This is a genomic window from bacterium, from assembly GCA_030019025.1.
In the GTDB taxonomy this organism is placed as follows: domain Bacteria; phylum Hydrothermota; class Hydrothermia; order UBA1063; family UBA1063; genus UBA1063.
Genome location: JASEFR010000014.1, coordinates 1 through 17,887 on the forward strand (window position 1 = coordinate 1; position 17,887 = coordinate 17,887).

A 17,887-nucleotide genomic window follows, 5' to 3' on the forward strand; every position below is an offset into this window, starting at 1 on the left:
AACCGAAGCCCCGGTAAACGGCGGTGGTAACTATAACGGTCCTAAGGTAGCGAAATTCCTTGTCGGGTAAGTTCCGACCTGCACGAATGGCGTAACGACTGGGCCGGTGTCTCAGGGGGAAGCTCGGTGAAGTTGTAGTGGTGGTGAAGATGCCACCTACCCGTGGCAGGACCGAAAGACCCCGTGGAGCTTTACTGCAGCCTGGCGTTGGGTTCTGGCACTTCATGTGTAGGATAGGTGGGAGCCTGTGAAGCCTCCTCGCCAGGGGAGGTGGAGGCGCCGGTGAAATACCACCCTTGAAGTGTTGGAATCCTAACCCGCCACTCTGGATCGAGTGGGGGGACAGCGCTTGGTGGGCAGTTTCACTGGGGCGGTGACCTCCTGAAGGGTAACGGAGGTGCCCAAAGGTCCCCTCAGCACGGACGGTACCGTGCGCAGAGTGCAAGGGCATAAGGGGGCTTGACTGTGAGGCCGACAGGCCGAGCAGGTGCGAAAGCAGGGCCTAGTGATCCGGTGGTACCGTGTGGAAGGGCCATCGCTCAGCGGATAAAAGTTACCCCGGGGATAACAGGCTAGTCGGGCCCGAGAGTTCACATCGACGGCCCGGTTCGGCACCTCGATGTCGGCTCACCCCATCCTGGGGCTGGACAAGGTCCCAAGGGTTGGTCTGTTCGCCCATTAAAGGGGTACGTGAGCTGGGTTCAGACCGTCGTGAGACAGGTCGGTCCCTATCCGCCACGGGCGTAGGGTACTTGAGGGGGGCTGCCCCCAGTACGAGAGGACCGGGGTGGGGAGACCTCTGGTGTACCAGTTGTCCCGCCAGGGGCAGCGCTGGGTAGCCACGTCTCCAGGCGATAACCGCTGAAAGCATCTAAGCGGGAAGCGCGCCCCAAGATTAGGTACCCCGTCAACCGGTAACCTGGCGCAAGCTGGGTTATGCGGTTGGCTAAGGCCCCCGGAAGACTACCGGGTTGATAGGCCGCAGGTGTAAGTCCCGTAAGGGATTGAGCCGAGCGGTACTAATAGGCCGAGAGTCTTAGCCACCTACCTCAACCACTTTCGTCTTATTTATTCCCGGGCTGCCATGCCGGAGGGGAAACACCCGGTTCCATTCCGAACCCGGAAGTTAAGCCCTCCAGGGCCGATGGTACTGCACCCGCGAGGGTGTGGGAGAGTAGGTCGCAGCCCGGGTTACAAATTTCTATTTAATTTTTCATGAAACTTTTTAAAAATGAAAACATTTTTTCCAGAGGTTCCGGAAGTTTTTTCTGGAAAGAAGGTAAATATTTCAGGTACTTCAAACATGGAATTTGGGTTTTGGCGATTTTGCTGATGATCTGTTCTCTATTTAGAAAGCCTAATTTATACGAGAAACCCGGTCTGAAAATGGCGTTTGCGCCGGAAGTAAAAAGTGACATGAAAAAGTATTCCCTTTCGGTTCCTTTATATTCAAAACCTGACAAAGGCTCTGAGATACTTAAAAGTTACACAAATGTTGATGAGCACTTTATTTTTCTCGAGCGCTTCAAGGGACAATGGATAAAAGTTGTTGATCAAGATGGGGATACTGGGTGGGTTTCTTCTTATTTACTTCGTTTTGTTCCTGGGAAGTAGATGGTTTCAACACAGCAAATTTATGACGTAATTGTTATCGGTGGAGGTCCTGCAGGAAGCTCAACTGCTTATCATTTTGCAGGTTCCGGTAGAAAAATCCTTATTGTTGAAAAGGATCGCGAGGTGGGCAGAAATATTCTATGTGCAGAGGGGGTTTCAAAAGGATTCCACGATCTCGTTAAACCTGAGCGTGGAATAGCATCAGAAATTAAAAAGATAAGAATCATTGTTGAAAATGAGGTTGATTTTACAGTACTTTCCAAGGATTCTTTTGGATTTGTCCTTGAGCGGAAGATTTTTGACCGATTACTTTTCGAAAGGGCTGTAGAAAAAGGTGCTGTACCGCTTATCAATTCAAGGTTTTTTGACCTCAGAAGAGATGGCGACTACTATAAGGTTTTTGTAAATCGGGGTGGTCAAACTCAAGAGTTTCTTTCCAGATATGTGGTAGGCGCTGATGGACCGGGTTCCGGCGTCGGCTTGAAGGCGGGTATCAGGGCTGAGTTGAAAGAAGGCTTTGTTCATTACTGCTCCCAGGTATACCTTTTTGATGAAAGCATTGAAGCAGATACCATTGTCTTCTACTATTCTGAAAAACTTACTCCTGGTGGCTATGGGTGGATATTTCCTAAAAGGAAGGGATTTGCCAATGTGGGCGTGGGTGTTGATACTTCATGGTCTTCTGCCGAAATGGGCTTAACCCTTTTCCTTGAAAATTATTTCCCTAAGGGGAAAATTCTGGGAAGTTTAAAGGGTGTTGTTCCGTGGGGAGGACTTGAAGAAGAGGTTTATAAGGATGGAGTTTTTTTAGTGGGCGATGCGGGAAGGCTTGCGGATCCTATGTCGGGTGGTGGAATCGCTAACGCTTACATCTCCGGAAAAATTGCTGCAGAATCAATAATTGAAGGTAATCCAGAGTCTTATTCTGATAGGTTGAAAAAGGTTCTGGGTAGGGATTATCAGATTTCAACTCTGGTAAAAAAGGTTTTTTACTCTTTGAAACGAGAAGAACTTGTTGAGGTTTTCAAAGATTTGAGCAGGAATTTAGATGGGCAGTATCTGGAAGACATAAATGCGGTATCTGCTTTAAAATTGGTTCTAAGTGTTTCCCCAAGACTGTTTGGCGTTTTGCTTTCCTATGGGGGTAGTAAAATAAATGAGTTTATACGAAAGATTGTTTCATAATGGCGAAAAGAAGAAGGTCTTGGTCCTCTTAGACCCAGATAAGCTCAATGATGAGAAAGTTTTTAAAATACTTTCTCTTTATGAGAATCAAGAGAAGGTTTTAGGCTTTCTTGTAGGAAGTAGCCTCCTTGTCAGGTCCGATATGGAAGACTTCATTAGCAGGCTAAAGAGTAATACCTCTAAGCCCGTTATTATCTTCCCGGGGTCCCATTGCCAGGTGGTTAAAGGTGCAGACGCCATTTTGTTTCTCTCTCTTTTGAGCGGAAGGAATCCACAGTATTTGATTGATGAACAGGTGAAAATGGCCCCTCTTGTAAAGAGGTATGGACTTGAGGCAATTCCGACTGCCTATCTTCTTTTCGATTCCGGTAAAACCACAACGGTGGAATTTGTATCCGGTACCCGTCCTTTACCGCGAGATAAGGTGGATTTAGCAGTAGCCCATGCACTGGCCGCAGAATATCTTGGATTTAAACTGTTGTACCTTGAGGCGGGTTCTGGCGCACTAAATCCTGTACCAGGTGAGGTCATAAGAAATATTAAAGATAGCGTTAACATTCCCCTAATTGTGGGGGGAGGTTTGAATACGGAGGAGAAAATTTTGAGAGCCTTTGAAAACGGCGCTGATTTTGTAGTTATAGGGAATAAACTGGAAGAAGATCCAGAGTTTTTGAGGAGGTTATATGGTTAAACTGACGTATCAAGACCTACTTCACGATGAAGAAGTCGTTACTTACGTAAAAAAGGCTGATGCCCAATTGGAGGCAATGGGTTATACAGAGCATGGACTTAGGCATGTAACTTGGGTTGCGAAAAGAACAGGTCAAATTCTTGAAATGCTCGGTTATGGTGAAAATTTGAAAAAGCTTGGAGAGATTGCAGGCCTTCTACACGATGTAGGCAATCTCGTTAACAGGGAGCATCATGCGCAGGTTGGTGCCATTATTGCAGGTGACCTTCTCAGGCGCAGGGGATTTCCGGTGGATCAGGTTGCGGACGTGATGATGGCTATTGGAAATCATCATGAAGAGGATGGCTTTCCCTCTTCGATCCTTTCTGCTGCCCTGATACTGGCTGACAAAGCGGATGTACATAGAAGCAGAGTGAGAAAAATAGGAAATATATGGGAAAATTTGAAGGTAGATATCCACGATAGGGTGAATTTTGCTGCAACGAGTTCTAAAATATTGGTTGACCCTGAGAAGAGGTCAATAACCTATGAAATTGAAATTGATACCAACATTGCACCTGTTGTAGAATTTTTCCAGATTTTTATGTCAAGGGTAATGGTTGCCCATCGAGCAGCTAAAACCCTCGATGCGGTTTTTCATCTGTATATCAATAATACCCCGATGATTTAGGAGGGAGGAAATGTTCGACGTTAAAGAGTTGGAAAAGAAGAAATTGAGCGAGCTTTATGAGATAGCAAAGGAGCTGTCCATTGAAAATTACGAGGAGCTCAGGAAGAAAGATCTCATTGAGAAAATTCTTGAGCACCAGGCAGCACAAAATGGCATAAAGTATTGTGAAGGCGTTCTCGAGATTATTGAACAGGAGAAGGAAGGAGAAAAGGGTAGGAAGTCGATATTTGGATTCCTTCGAAAAAAAGAGAAAAATTACGCGCCAAGTGATGATGATATTTACGTATCCTATGCTACCATCAAATCTTATGGGTTGAGAGAGGGTGATCACGTTGTCGGATATGCCAAAAAACTTAAGGAAGGCGATAAGAGCATGGCCCTGACTCAGATTGAGAGGGTTAACGGAAAATTACCAGAAGAATTAAGGTCGAGGCCCCAATTTGAAGAGCTGGTTCCCTTCTACCCAACCAGAAAATTCAATTTGGAGATACCAAACGAAAACGATATTTCCATGAGGATTGTTGATCTTTTTGTTCCCATTGGTATGGGACAAAGGGGACTCATTGTTTCCCCTCCGAGGGCTGGTAAAACGGTTCTTTTACAGAAAATAGCCAATTCAATTTTGAAGAATCACAGAGATGAGGTAAAACTTATTGTGCTTTTGATTGACGAGAGGCCTGAAGAAGTGACCGACTTTAAGAGAAATGTGGACGCGGATGAGATTATAAGCTCTACCTTTGACATGCCGGCGGAGAGGCACACTAAAGTTGCAGAAATCGTCCTTGAAAGGGCAAAAAGACTTGTAGAGTTAGGAGAAAATGTTGTAATACTTCTTGATTCCTTAACCAGATTAGCACGAGCCTACAATGTGGTGACACCGCATTCGGGTAGGACCTTGTCGGGTGGTATAGATTCAACTGCTCTTGTTAAACCCAAGAAGTTTTTCGGGGCTGCAAGAAATATTGAAGGTGGAGGGTCTCTTACAATTATTGCTACTGCGTTAATTGAAACGGGTTCGAAGATGGATGAAGTGATCTTTGAGGAGTTTAAGGGAACGGGAAACATGGAGCTGGTTCTCGATAGAAGGCTTGCGGATAGAAGAATTTTCCCTGCAATAGATCTTAATAAGTCTGGTACAAGAAGGGAAGAGCTACTCCTTGACCGGGAGGTTTTGAGACGCATATGGGCGATCCGTAAGGTACTTTCTGAGCTGGATCCAATTGATGCTATGCTTCGACTTCAGAGCAAGATGCAAATATTTACGAATAATGCTGAGTTTATCGAGCACGTTTACGATGAGTTTGTTGAGGTCTAATTGATGTCTCGACGGAGACTTTCTCAGGTTTTCCTTACCGATACAAATATTCTCAAGAAAATTGTAGAGGATGCGGGCGTTAAGGAGGGTGAGTGGGTCCTGGAAGTAGGTCCAGGAAAGGGATATCTTACTTCAGAACTTTTGAAAGCGGGAGCAAAGATCATTGCGATTGAGGTTGACGAGGAACTTTTTAGATTTTTGCAAAAGGATTTTATTCTCTTTGTGGATGATAGGCTGTTCCTCTTTAACGCAGACTTTTTAAAGGTTGATTTGAAGGAAATTTTGAGCAAGTTTGGAATTTCCGAGCTTAAGGTAATATCTAACATTCCATATCACATTACAACTCCCATACTGGAAAAGTTGATTTATAATAGACAATATTTCCCAGAGATTTACTTGACTGTACAACGGGAAGTAGCAGAAAGGATTACTGCATCACCCGGGAACAAGGTCTACGGTTCGCTTACCGTGTTCGTTAACCTTTACTATACTCCCCATATAGAATTCAATATTTCGAGGTATTGCTTTCATCCCGTTCCCCTTGTAAACTCAGCTTTCCTTAAACTGCTTAGGAAAGAAGAGGTTAAGGATATGAGAGACCTTGAAAGGTTTGTTCGCAGACTCTTTGAAGGGAGAAGGAAGAAATTGAGGACCCTTTTGAGGGCTATGGGGTATTACGCTCCTTCCTTGGAAGCAATTTTCCCAAGTTACCTCGATAAGAGACCCGAGGAGTTGACTATCTCAGATTTTGAAAATATTTTCCGGGAATGTGTGCCCGTCAAGGATAAGGTTCAATAAGTACAGGGATTCTAAGGCGCTTTTTAGTTTTATCTCTGTTCTTGTGCCACCAAAAATCCGCTGAAATACATAAGTTTCTCTGTTTGTTGTTATTCCAAGGTATACGAGCCCTACTGGTTTTTGAGGAGTTCCCCCTGTAGGGCCTGCAATGCCTGTTATGGAAATACCAAAGTCGGTTTTAAAGAGATCCCTGGCATTAATTGCCATATAGAAAGCACATTCCTTTGAAACCGCTCCATGTTTTCTGATAATGGCTTCGGGAACTTTAAGTATATTTATTTTAGCTTCATTTGAATAGGTTACAACGGCACCCACAAAGTAATCAGAACTTCCTGGTACATTGGTTATGAGATTGCCCAAAAGTCCGCCGGTACAAGATTCCGCCGTTGCCACTGTGGATTTTCGATTTCTAAGTTTATCTCCGATAATTTCTTCGATGTTCTTTAGGTCTGTGGTGTATACGTTTTTACTGAGTTTGTTGATTACAGATTTTGAAATTGTATCTATAAATTCTGCACTATTTGAGCTCAGGAAGATGTCAACGCCTCTGATATGCGGGTATAAACCCGATTCTACGGATTTGAGCTCCCCTTCACATTTTTCCAGAATTTCATTTTCTTTTAGTCCATAGGTCCTTATATATTTCCAATAAAGCTCTTTTTTAACGAATTTTTCTAAGAACTCGCTTAAGATCTCTTTGGCCTCGCTTGGTGGGCCAGGCAGGAGTAAAATAGTCGTGTTTTGAACGGTGAGTTTCAGCCCTGGTGCAATCCCACGGGGGTTATCAAGGATTTCTGAGTCACTTGGGATTATTGCGTATTTTTTAAGGCTTTCTGTCTCAGGTATGTTGTATTTTTTAAACTTTTCTTTCAGTGAGTGGTAAAGGCTTTCGGAGAAGGTTAAACCTATGTTAAGAGCTTTGGCAATGGCCTCTTTTGTGACATCATCGTGGGTTGGGCCTAAACCGCCTGTAACTATTAAAAGATCAATCTCACCTATATAGTTTTCAATTTCACGAACAATGATGTCTTTATCGTCGGGTAAAACGGTATTTTTTTTTACCGTTATCCCTTTAATAAAAAGAATCTTTGATAGTTCTTGCAAATTTAAGTTTGCCACAACGCCCCTTAAAAGTTCACTACCTATATTTATAATTACAGCTTTCATGGTAAGAATTTTACTACCGTTTGCCTGTTCATTCACCCCTTGTGAACCATTTCTCAGATATTTTAAGGCCCCCTTTACAATTCATACCAATTAACTATATTTAATATAACATCAATTTCGCTCTAAAAGGAGGTGGATATATGAAGCTCAGACCGCTGGCAGATAGAGTTGTTATAAAAAGGATAGAGGAGGAAGAGGTCAAGAAAGGAGGAATCATTATTCCCGATACAGCAAAAGAAAAACCCCAGAAAGGGGAGGTTATTGCTGTTGGTCCAGGAAGACTTGACGAAAAAGGAAACCGAATTCCTCTTGAGGTAAAGGTTGGAGATAAAGTCCTCTTCTCAAAGTATGCAGGTACAGAAGTCAAAGTGGGTGACGAAGAATACTTGGTAATGAGAGAGGACGATATTCTTTGCATAATAGAGGGTTAAAAAGGAGGTAGGAAATGGCAGCAAAAGAAATTATCTTTGATGAAGAGGGTAGAAGGGCGTTATTAAGGGGTGTCGAAAAGTTATCAAAGGCTGTGAAAGCCACCCTTGGCCCTGCTGGAAGAAATGTTATTCTTGAAAAGAAATTCGGTTCTCCAACAATTACCAAAGACGGTGTCACCGTTGCTAAGGAAATTGAATTGCCAGATCCCTTTGAGAATCTTGGCGCGCAGCTGGTCAGAGAAGTGGCTTCCAAGACTTCAGATGTTGCAGGTGATGGTACAACCACAGCAACGATTCTTGCTGAAGCTATTTTCAGAAGCGGACTGAAGTATATTGCTTCTGGAGCCAACGCTATTGAGATTAAGAGAGGTATTGATATTGCGGTTGATAAGGTTGTTGAAGAACTTAAGAAGATGTCAAGAGAGGTTCAGGGAAGAAAAGAGATATCCGAAGTTGCCTCGATTTCTGCTAATAACGACAAGGAAATCGGAGAAAAGATTGCTGAGGCGATGGATAAGGTTGGTAAAGATGGTGTTATAACTGTTGAAGAGGCTAAGGGTATTGAAACATACGTTGAAATAGTGGAAGGGATGCAATTTGATAGGGGTTATATTTCCCCTTACTTTGTTACCAATCCCGAGAAGATGGAATGTGTCCTTGAGGATCCTTACATTCTAATTTACGATAAGAAGATCTCCTCCATCAGAGACATCCTTCCCGTTTTAGAAAAGGTTGCTCAGCAAGGTAAACCAATCCTTGTAATTGCTGAGGATGTAGAGGGTGAAGCCCTTGCCACCCTTGTTGTGAACAAAATTAGAGGTGTTCTCCAAGCCTGTGCGGTTAAGGCACCGGGCTATGGCGACAGAAGAAAGGCTATGCTTGAGGATATTGCTATACTGACTGGTGGAAAGGTGATTTCCGAAGAGGCTGGTATGAAACTTGAATCCGCTCAGCTCAGTGACCTCGGCAGAGCCAAGAGGGTTGTTGTAGATAAAGATAACACAACCATTGTTGAGGGTTATGGTTCTAAAGAGAATATTAAGGCCAGGATTGCACAGATAAAGGCTCAGATTGAAGAGACCAAGTCCGATTACGATAGAGAGAAATTGCAGGAAAGACTTGCAAAACTTGCTGGTGGCGTTGCAGTGATTTATGTGGGTGCTGCTACTGAGACTGAGATGAAGGAGAAGAAGGCTAGAATTGAAGACGCCCTTCATGCAACTAAGGCTGCTGTTGAAGAAGGTATCGTACCTGGTGGCGGCGTTGCTTACATAAGGGCAAAGAAGGCACTTGAAAACCTTAAGCTGGAAGGTGATAAGCAGTTTGGTGTTGAAATTATAAAGCAGGCCCTTGTTGAACCGCTGAAACAGATTGCAGAGAACGCGGGCTACAACGGTGCAATTATTGCTGAGAAGGTTGAACAGTTGCCGGAAACACACGGCTTTGATGCCCTTACTGGTGAATTTAAGGATATGATTGAGGCTGGTATTATTGACCCTACAAAGGTTGAAAGAATTGCTATCCAAAATGCTGCTTCTATTGCTGGTCTCCTTCTTACCACTGAGGCCCTCGTCACAGAAATTAAAGAGAAGAAGAAAGAAAACGTGCCACCCGCTGGCGGATATGACGAGTTCTAAATAAGTTTTTGGGCGGGGCTTCGCCCCGCCCAAAAACTTTTCTTTTTATAGGAGGGTTTATGCCAATCTTTGAATTTAAATGCAAAAATTGCGGTTGGGTATTTGAAGAACTTTATAACAATGGGGATCCACTTCCTACAAAGTGTCCTAAGTGTGGTGGAGAGCTTGTTAGGGTTTATAGTGGAAGTGTGGGTTTGAGCTTTAAGGGTTCAGGTTTCTATGTGAATGATTACGGTAAATCTTGCTCAACTTGTAATGCTTCAACGGAAGAAAGTTCTGATAAGAAGTAAGAAGTGATATGAAGGAGCACTGGGTGAAGAAGTTGAAAAAGGAGTTAGAAGAGTTAAATAACCGTATAACTGAGTTAGAAAAAGAAAGGGATAATTTTAAGGATTTGTTTTTAAGGAAAGCAGCAGAATTTGAAAACTACAAGAAATTGATGAAAGAGGAGTGGCAAAAAAATATTGACTTCGCAAACGAGCGAATTATCCGAAATCTATTGTCTGTGCTTGACCACTTCCGCCTTGCCCTTAAAACTCCAACCAGTGATGAGGTTTTTAAAAAAGGCGTAGAAATGATATACAACGAACTTTTGCAGGTTTTACGTATGGAAGGTCTCGAGCTGGTGAGCGGAAGTGGTGGAGATTTTGATGAGAAAATACACGAGGTTATTGAGCTTGTAGAAACAAATGAGCTTCCTCCTGGAAAGATAGTGGAGGAAGTCCAACCAGGCTATATTTTACGGGGCAAGTTGATTCGCCCTGCAAGGGTTAAGGTTTCTAAAGAAAAAAAGCAGGAAAATAACTGAATTTTTGGGAGGGGATGCCTATGGCAATGAAAGAAAAAATAATCGGAATCGACCTTGGAACTACCAATTCTGCGGTTGCAGTGGTTATTGGTGGTGATCCAGTGGTTATTACCAACAAAGAAGGTGAAAGGATAACACCTTCTATCGTAGCTTTTAAGGGTCAAGAGGTCCTTGTCGGGTCAATCGCCAAGAGACAGGCAATTCTTAACTCCGAAAATACGGTCTTTTCAGTAAAGAGATTCATGGGTAAGAGGTATGACGAGGCTGAGGTTGATATCAGGAGAGTTCCATATAAGGTGGTTAGAGGGAAAAATGATAGGGTTGAAATCTACATACCTGCCATTGGGAGGAATGTGACCCCTGAAGAGATCTCTTCCAAGATTCTTGCCTATATGAAAGAAATCGCTGAAATTTATCTAAATGAACCTGTTAAAAAGGCTGTAATTACCGTCCCTGCACACTTTAACGACGCCCAAAGGCAGGCTACGAAAGATGCCGGAATTATAGCAGGCCTTGAGGTTGTAAGGGTTTTCCCTGAACCCACAGCAGCTGCTCTTGCTTATGGATTGGATAAGACGGACAGGACCATAAGGGTTGCTGTTTACGACCTCGGAGGAGGTACCTTTGATATTTCGATCCTTGAGCTGGATCAGGGAGTTTTTGAGGTTAAGGCGACTTCCGGTGATACGCACCTTGGGGGTGACGACATTGATCAGCGAATTATAGACTGGCTAATTGAGGAATTCAGAAAGGAAACGGGTATTGACCTCAGGAGTGATAGGAATGCTCTGCAAAGACTTAAAGATGCGGCTGAAAAAGCCAAGAAAGAATTGTCCACTCTTATGGAAACTCAAATTTCTCTACCTTTCATAACTTCCGACGCCTCCGGTCCAAAGCATCTGGAAAGGGTTCTTACGAGGTCTCGTCTTGAGGCTATGTCTATGGATTTGATTGAAAGAACCATCGAAATTTGCAAACATGCTTTAGAAGATGCGAAACTCAGGCCGCAGGATATTGATGAAGTTATTTTAGTTGGCGGTCAGACCAGGATGCCTCTGGTACAACAGAAAGTCAGAGAGTTCTTTGGAAAAGAACCCCATAAAGGCATAAATCCAGATGAAGTGGTTGCAGTGGGTGCTGCAATTCAGGGCGCCATCATAGCAGGCGAATACCAAGATAAAGACATCGTGCTTCTTGACGTTGTGCCACTTTCTCTTGGAGTGGAAACCCTTGGTGGTATTTTTGATGTGGTAATTCCTCGTAATACAACAATACCTACAAGAAAATCTAAGATCTATACCACTGCAGAAGATAACCAGACTTCCGTCCTTATTAAAGTGTATCAGGGTGAGAGGCCGATTGCATCGGAGAACAGATTGCTTGGTCAGTTTGAGCTGATGGGAATTCCACCTGCTCCGAGAGGTACGCCTCAGATTGAAGTCACCTTTGATATAGATGCGGATGGAATTTTGCACGTTTCTGCTGTTGATAAAGCCACTAATAAAGAAAGCTCTATCAAGATACATGCACGGACCGGGTTGACTCAAGAAGAGATTGAAAAAATGGTACAGGAAGCTGAAAGATACAAAGAAGAGGACCGCAAGAGAAAAGAGCTTATTGAGCTTAGAAATCAGGCTGATGCTTACGTTTATGCGGTGGAGAAAGGGTTAAGAGACATGCACGAGAAGATAACTGAAGATCAGAAGAAGAGAGTTGAAGAGGCACTAAACAGGCTAAAGGAATCTTTGAAGGGTGATGATTTCAACAAGATCAGGCAGGATTTTGAGGAGCTTCAGAGGGTGTGGTCACAGGTGGCTCAAGAAGTTTACGCAAAATATGGAAACAGCGCACAAACGGGTACGACCGAGGGGAAGAAGGATAAACCCGACGACACAGATTATGAAGTGGTGAAATAATGGCTAAAAAAGACTATTATGAAATTTTGGGGGTTCCTCGGGATGCGTCCCCCGAAGAGATAAAAAAGGCCTACAGGAAACTGGCGATAAAGTATCATCCTGATAGAAATCCTGAAAATAGAAAAGAAGCAGAGGAAAAATTTAAAGAGATAAGCGAAGCATATGAGGTGCTCATTGACCCCGAAAAACGAAGACTCTATGACATGTACGGGCATGAAGGGGTTAAGACGAGATTCCAGCAGGGTGATTTTACCTGGAGAGACTTTACGCACTTTGATGACCTGAGAGACATATTCAAAGACCTTGGATTTGGATTTGATTTCTTTGATGAGTTTTTCGGAGATTTTTTTGGTTTTAACACTCGTAGAGGAACGCGAAGACAGCGTGTCAAGGTAAGAGGGGAGGATATTCAGATTACCCTTCCAGTGACCCTGGAGGAAATATATCGTGGTGATGTAAAAAAGATTAGGCTTAAAAGGCTGGAGATATGTGATTCCTGCCACGGGACGGGAAGTTTAGATGGGAAGGTGGAGACCTGTAGTGTCTGCAAAGGTTCGGGTGTAGTAAGAGAGGTGTCTTCGACTTTTTTCGGACAATTTATTAGGGAAACAGTATGCCCTCAATGTAAGGGTGAAGGCAAGGTAATAGTTAATCCTTGTCCCAAGTGCAATGGTTCAGGAAGGGTGCGTGAAGATAAGGAGATTGAGTTTAGGATACCGAAAGGCATCAGAGACCGCGAGTACTTTATACTCACCGGTGAAGGCCATGCGGGACCAAGAGGCGGTGAAAGGGGGAATTTGATTGTAACCATCTCAGAAAAGCCACATGAGATTTTTGTAAGAGATAAAGAGGACCTCCATGTTGGAATCAATGTTACCTATTCCGAGCTGGTTCTGGGTAAGGAGCTCGAATTTACCCATCTTGATGGGAGAAAATTAAAAATTAAAATTTTGCCAGGAACGGCACCGGGTGAAACTATTCGACTTAAAGGATATGGTATGGAGAGAAATGGGTATAGAGGTGACTTATTTTTTCACATTAAATTAGTAGTTCCTACAAAACCTTCAAAGGAATATCGAGAGTTGGTTCAGCAAATGCAAAAAGAGGAAGAGGAGGTGATGGAAAGAGTTCCAAGATTCGCAAAACCCTCATGAATTCCGCTTTCTATCAGGAAAAGGTTGAAAATACCCTGCTGGTTAAAGATAAAGAGGAATTTCACCATCTTGTAAAGGTAAGGCGAGTTAGAAAAGGCGAAATTATCAGGCTTATTGACGGGAAGGGTAATGAGTTTATTGCGCGAGTTGATGAGATAAATTTACGTGGCCGAGTTTTAAAAGCAACAATACTTGAGCATCATTTGAAAAAACACGAATTACCTTTTAAAATTACACTTGCCTTTTCTCCATTAGCGGACGGGAAGGCGAACGATTATTTAATAGAAAAATGTACTGAGCTTGGTGTAAATGGATTTGTACCTGTATTATTTGAAAGAAGCGTTAAAAAGCGTTTCAGGTTAGAGAGGTGGTCGAGAATAGCGAGAGAAGCTGTAAAGCAAAGCAATCGTTCCACAGTACCAACTATTGTTGAACCGATAAGTTTTCCTGAACTTTTGAAAATAGAGGGATTCCAGCATAAGTTTTTTGGGTATTTGGAGGGTAATCCCCTCGATTGTGAAACTTCTATATTGGGTGACACTTTAATTGTAATTGGGCCCGAGGGTGATTTGACGAGCAAAGAGGTTGAGGCCCTCTTGAAAGCAGGGTTCACTGGTTTCAGGTTTGGTGAAACTGTCTTAAAGGCTGAGACCGCAGCGGTGGCTTTAGCCACTTTAATTATTTTTAGAATGGGGGGCACTATAAAAATTAAAAGGAGGTGATTTCTGTGTCTGGCGTTAGACTGCGTGATGGCGAAAGTTTTGAAAGCCTTCTAAAAAGATTCAGAAAGGTTGTGGCTGCTGATGGCATTCTTCAAGATGTCAAAAAATATCAGTATTATGAAAAACCTTCTGAGAAAAAGAAGAAAGAACTTCTGGCAGCAAGAAGGCGAATGCTTCGTAAAATGAGGAGAAATGAGGAGTAAAACCCTCGAAAGATTAGAGTTTGAAAAGCTCAAGGAGATATTGAAATCCTATATCTTATCTCCTTGTGGGATAGAGCAGATAGAGAGCCTTATGCCGGGAAAGAACAAAGAAGAGGTAAAGGATATTTTTGAAAAGACGCAGATGATTGAAAAGGCTATTCATAAAGGCATGAGGCTCGACTTCTCAAAATTTTCTGATATAAAAAAGGCCTTAGGAAGAGCCAGCACAGGTGCCCCCCTTTCTTTTAAAGAGATAAGAGATATAGGTGATTTCATAGAAGGTTACACAAGATTATATGAGTCACTCTCAGATTCATGCGATTTTCTTCTTAGTCCGGAGGTTTTGAAGTCCTTAAAAAAACAGATATTTTCAATGGTGAGCGAAGATGGGGAACTCAGGATAGACGCTACTCCCGAGCTTTATAGGATAAAACAAAAGGTTATCTCACTGAGAAGTGAGATATACGAGGTAATGACTAAAATTTTGAGAAAACTGGAAGCCGATGGTATTGTGCGTGAGGCTGTAATAACTATCAGGAATGGTAGGTTTGTAATTCCTTTGATTGCTAATTTTAAAACTGATGGTATAATCCACGGCTATTCTAAGAGTAGTGAAACGGTTTACGTGGAGCCGATTGAAGTTGTTAGTCTTCAAAACAGCTACGTGAGGGCTGTGGAAGAGGAAAAAGAAGAGATTGATCGTATAAGGCGCGACCTCAGTGAAAGGATTGGAAAGCTTTCAGACGCCCTCTATTCTGTATGGGAATATGTAGGTAAGCTTGAATTGTATTATGCCCTTGCCAATTTTAAAGCCGACTATAGGTGCGAGTACCCGGAATTTTCGAAAGATTTTATTGAAATTGTCAATGGTTATCATCCGTTATTGGTTAGTACGATGGGTTTTGATAAAGTTGTTCCACTGAATTTGTATATTGATAAGAGGGTCTTTCTTGTTTCGGGCCCTAACGCAGGTGGGAAAACCGTTCTTTTGAAAACTGTTGGACTTTTTCACCTTATGGCAACGGCTGGGATTCCCGTGCCTGCTGAAAAAGCGGTGCTTATGTTTTCTGAAGATGTTTTTGCAGTAGGTTTCCAAGATGAACAGGATTTGGTTGAGGGGGAATCGAGCTTTACCTCTTATATAAGAGAGATCATTGAAGTTCTGGCAGAGGCAAAAGAAGGTGACCTTGTGCTTTTTGACGAGTTGATTTCAAGCACAGATCCTCAGGAAGCCTCAGGCATTGCTTATGCGGTTCTTGAACACCTCTTATCTAAAGGTTTGTGGGTTTTGGGTAATACGCATCTAACTACCTTGAAGTTGCTGGTTTCTCAGAATGAAGAAATGTTAAACGCTTCAATGGAGTTTGACCCTATATTACAGAGGCCCACATATAAAGTAAAAGTGGGCGAGATAGGAGTCAGTCATGCTTTTGAAATTGCAGAAAAAACGGGGTTACCTCAAGAAATTATCGCTAAGGCAAAAGGGTATGTCCAAGGTGAGTCGGCTATACTGGATAGCGTAATCAAGAATTTGAAGGAAAAGGAAGCCCTATATGAAAAACTTTCCGCCGAATATAGGGAAAAGCTTACCTCTCTTGAAGAAAAACTTAAAAGGGCAGAAAAGATTGGAAAGGAAACCGCACAGAAGATAGTTGCCAGCGCCCGGGAAGAGGTAGACAAATTACTGAAGGAAATAAGGAGAGAAGAAAACAGGGATAAAATCAAGCAGGTTGCAAGGGAAGTTAAGAAAGAGCTGATTGAAATGGAGAAAAACTACGAACTTGAATTGAAGCCTGCTGCTGACTTTATATTAGAAAGAGAGTATTTCATTAAGCCGGTAGGGGTTATGGGAGTTTTGAAAGAAGTTAGGCGTGATAAAGCCCTTATACAGATAGGAAAAACTTTTATGGAGGTTCCCCTTAGTTACCTTTATGAGAAAGGATAATTTTAGAGAGGTAATTGAGAGAATTCGCGCTTCGGTATCGATAGTCGATATCATAGGTAACTATGTTCAGCTCAAAAAAACGGGAAAATCTTATAGAGGACTTTGTCCCTTCCATGCAGAAAAAACTCCGTCCTTTTATGTAGATCCGGAAAAGGGGCTGTATCACTGTTTTGGTTGCGGTGCATCGGGCAACGTTTTTACCTTTCTGATGAAGAAAGAGGGATTGTCTTTTGCAGAGGCTGTAAGAGAACTGGCAAAGATCGCGGGTATTAAAATTGTTGAAGAGATTAAAAGCAGTAAAGAGCTTTTGCTCCTTAAGGAAGCGAAGGCCTATTTTCAGAAAGTTTTGAATGAATCTGAAGAAGGCATACCAGTTTTAAACTATCTCAAACAAAGAAAAGTTACAACGGAGGCGATTCTTACCTTTGGGTTGGGTTACGCCTCTGGCGGAGGGTTGGTCACCTATTTGAAGAATAAGGGGTTTGATTTCTATAGCATGTTGAAGGTTGGATTAATAAAAGAAAATCCGCGAGGCGGTTATTCTGAATTCTTCCAAGATAGGCTTATTATACCAATTTATGATCATTTTGGAAATGTTGTGGCCTTTGGCGGTCGTGCTATGAAAGAATCTGACGAGCCCAAATACTTAAATACGCCGGAAACAGAGTTTTTCAGCAAAGGAGAGATACTTTTTGGATATTATACAAATAGAAAGGACTTAAAGGAATCTGGAATCCCAGTAGTGGTAGAGGGTTACTTTGATGTCATGGCACTTTTCATGATGGGAATCAAAAGAGGTGTCGCTCCTATGGGCACAGCTTTAACGGAGGATCATTCGAATTTCATATCATCCCAGTTTTCAAAGGCAATTCTGCTTTTTGACAGTGATGAGGCAGGGAAAAGGGCAACATTAAGGAGTATTAAAGTTCTTCTTGAAAAGGGTGTTATACCTTTAATTGCAAATTTAGACTTTTCAAAGGACCCTGCTGAGGCATGGGAGAATGGAAGGATTGAAGAGGTAGCCAAGGCCCTTGACAGTGCGGTTGATTTTGCTAAATATATATTACGCATAAGCACTACGATTGAGGAAAGGGCATCAAATGTGAGGGATTTGCTGGAATCTGTACAAAAAATTGAAAATCCTGTTTTGAGAAAGGATTTTGGTGATTTAGTAGCTAAAGCCTTTGGCATTGGCTCTGTGGGATTAAATGAGGTTTTGAAATTGCTCAGTGGGCACAGGAAGGAAAGTGTTATTACGGGGGTTGATTTTTCACTTGCTGTTTCTGCCCTGATAGATTCTGAAATTAGGGAAGTATTATTAAGTGAGCTATCGGCGGAGGATTTTTTGAGTGAGGATGCAAAAACTATTTATGTGGCTTTGAAGGAGGGCAAAACGCCCGAGGAGGTTATATCGGAGCATCCTCGCTCAAGCAAGATAGTTGAATACGCAATGAAGTACCTTGGGGAAATGAACGATAAAGTGAGGGGTGAAATTATCAAGAAAATTAGAGATATTCGAGCCTCAAAGGTTAGGCAAATGTTATTAAAACAGAGGCTCGAAAACAAGGAAAATATTGAAAAAATTTTGGTCGAGTACTTTAAGAGCAAAAAGGAAAATATGGGGGGATAAT

The 17,887-nt window shown here is 42.6% G+C and carries 17 protein-coding genes and 2 rRNA genes; 18 read left to right on the plus strand and 1 reads right to left on the minus strand.

Annotation, left to right across the window (positions count from 1 at the left end):
- The 8 genes from QMD82_04735 to rsmA form a co-directional block, all read left to right on the plus strand.
- Positions 1-1,044: ribosomal RNA gene (locus tag QMD82_04735) — 23S ribosomal RNA — on the plus strand; the annotation flags it as partial.
- Between the two features lie 30 nt (positions 1,045-1,074).
- A 5S ribosomal RNA gene (gene rrf / locus QMD82_04740) occupies positions 1,075-1,191 on the plus strand.
- 24 nt (positions 1,192-1,215) lie between these two features.
- A complete protein-coding gene (locus tag QMD82_04745; GenBank protein MDI6851224.1) occupies positions 1,216-1,614 on the plus strand; it encodes an SH3 domain-containing protein in 399 nt (132 codons plus the stop codon).
- Positions 1,615-2,799, plus strand: a complete 1,185-nt coding sequence (locus tag QMD82_04750) for an NAD(P)/FAD-dependent oxidoreductase (protein ID MDI6851225.1) — start codon at positions 1,615-1,617, stop codon at positions 2,797-2,799.
- Positions 2,771-3,490, plus strand: a complete 720-nt coding sequence (locus tag QMD82_04755; protein MDI6851226.1) for a geranylgeranylglyceryl/heptaprenylglyceryl phosphate synthase — start codon at positions 2,771-2,773, stop codon at positions 3,488-3,490. The genes QMD82_04750 and QMD82_04755 overlap by 29 nt, the downstream gene beginning before the upstream one ends.
- Positions 3,483-4,160 (plus strand): HD domain-containing protein, encoded by a 678-nt coding sequence (locus QMD82_04760; protein MDI6851227.1) that lies wholly within the window; start codon positions 3,483-3,485, stop codon positions 4,158-4,160. Before QMD82_04755 ends, QMD82_04760 begins: the two co-directional genes overlap by 8 nt.
- Before the next feature lie 10 nt (positions 4,161-4,170).
- On the plus strand, positions 4,171-5,475 hold the full coding sequence (rho, locus tag QMD82_04765; GenBank protein MDI6851228.1) for a transcription termination factor Rho: 1,305 nt from the start codon (positions 4,171-4,173) through the stop codon (positions 5,473-5,475).
- A gap of 3 nt (positions 5,476-5,478) precedes the next feature.
- Positions 5,479-6,273, plus strand: coding sequence for a 16S rRNA (adenine(1518)-N(6)/adenine(1519)-N(6))-dimethyltransferase RsmA (gene rsmA, locus QMD82_04770; protein MDI6851229.1), 795 nt, complete (start codon positions 5,479-5,481; stop codon positions 6,271-6,273).
- On the opposite strand, the gene QMD82_04775 is transcribed toward rsmA, so the two are convergent.
- Positions 6,217-7,440 (minus strand): CinA family nicotinamide mononucleotide deamidase-related protein, encoded by a 1,224-nt coding sequence (locus QMD82_04775; GenBank protein ID MDI6851230.1) that lies wholly within the window; start codon positions 7,438-7,440, stop codon positions 6,217-6,219. The genes rsmA and QMD82_04775 overlap by 57 nt on opposite strands.
- 140 nt (positions 7,441-7,580) lie before the next feature.
- On the opposite strand from QMD82_04775, the gene groES reads away from it, so the two are divergent.
- From groES to dnaG, 10 genes are read left to right on the plus strand one after another with little or no spacing between them, the layout of a single operon-like run.
- Complete coding sequence (groES, locus tag QMD82_04780) at positions 7,581-7,871, plus strand: co-chaperone GroES (protein ID MDI6851231.1); 291 nt, start codon at positions 7,581-7,583, stop codon at positions 7,869-7,871.
- 14 nt (positions 7,872-7,885) lie between these two features.
- Positions 7,886-9,508 carry a chaperonin GroEL gene (gene groL, locus QMD82_04785; GenBank protein ID MDI6851232.1) on the plus strand — a complete coding sequence of 541 codons (1,623 nt, stop codon included), beginning with the start codon at positions 7,886-7,888 and terminating at the stop codon, positions 9,506-9,508.
- Between the two features lie 59 nt (positions 9,509-9,567).
- Positions 9,568-9,798, plus strand: a complete 231-nt coding sequence (locus tag QMD82_04790; GenBank protein ID MDI6851233.1) for a zinc ribbon domain-containing protein — start codon at positions 9,568-9,570, stop codon at positions 9,796-9,798.
- Positions 9,799-9,821: 23 nt separating this feature from the next.
- Entirely contained in the window at positions 9,822-10,316 is a 495-nt protein-coding gene (locus tag QMD82_04795; protein MDI6851234.1) for a nucleotide exchange factor GrpE, read from the plus strand.
- Between the two features lie 20 nt (positions 10,317-10,336).
- Positions 10,337-12,232 (plus strand): molecular chaperone DnaK, encoded by a 1,896-nt coding sequence (gene dnaK / locus QMD82_04800; GenBank protein ID MDI6851235.1) that lies wholly within the window; start codon positions 10,337-10,339, stop codon positions 12,230-12,232.
- A complete protein-coding gene (dnaJ, locus tag QMD82_04805) occupies positions 12,232-13,386 on the plus strand; it encodes a molecular chaperone DnaJ (protein ID MDI6851236.1) in 1,155 nt (384 codons plus the stop codon). The genes dnaK and dnaJ overlap by 1 nt, the downstream gene beginning before the upstream one ends.
- Entirely contained in the window at positions 13,383-14,108 is a 726-nt protein-coding gene (locus tag QMD82_04810) for an RsmE family RNA methyltransferase (GenBank protein MDI6851237.1), read from the plus strand. The genes dnaJ and QMD82_04810 overlap by 4 nt, the downstream gene beginning before the upstream one ends.
- A gap of 5 nt (positions 14,109-14,113) precedes the next feature.
- Positions 14,114-14,311, plus strand: coding sequence for a 30S ribosomal protein S21 (gene rpsU, locus QMD82_04815; protein MDI6851238.1), 198 nt, complete (start codon positions 14,114-14,116; stop codon positions 14,309-14,311).
- Positions 14,301-16,256 carry a hypothetical protein gene (locus tag QMD82_04820; protein MDI6851239.1) on the plus strand — a complete coding sequence of 652 codons (1,956 nt, stop codon included), beginning with the start codon at positions 14,301-14,303 and terminating at the stop codon, positions 16,254-16,256. The genes rpsU and QMD82_04820 overlap by 11 nt, the downstream gene beginning before the upstream one ends.
- Complete coding sequence (dnaG, locus tag QMD82_04825; GenBank protein MDI6851240.1) at positions 16,243-17,886, plus strand: DNA primase; 1,644 nt, start codon at positions 16,243-16,245, stop codon at positions 17,884-17,886. The genes QMD82_04820 and dnaG overlap by 14 nt, the downstream gene beginning before the upstream one ends.
- Position 17,887: the final 1 nt, after the last annotated feature.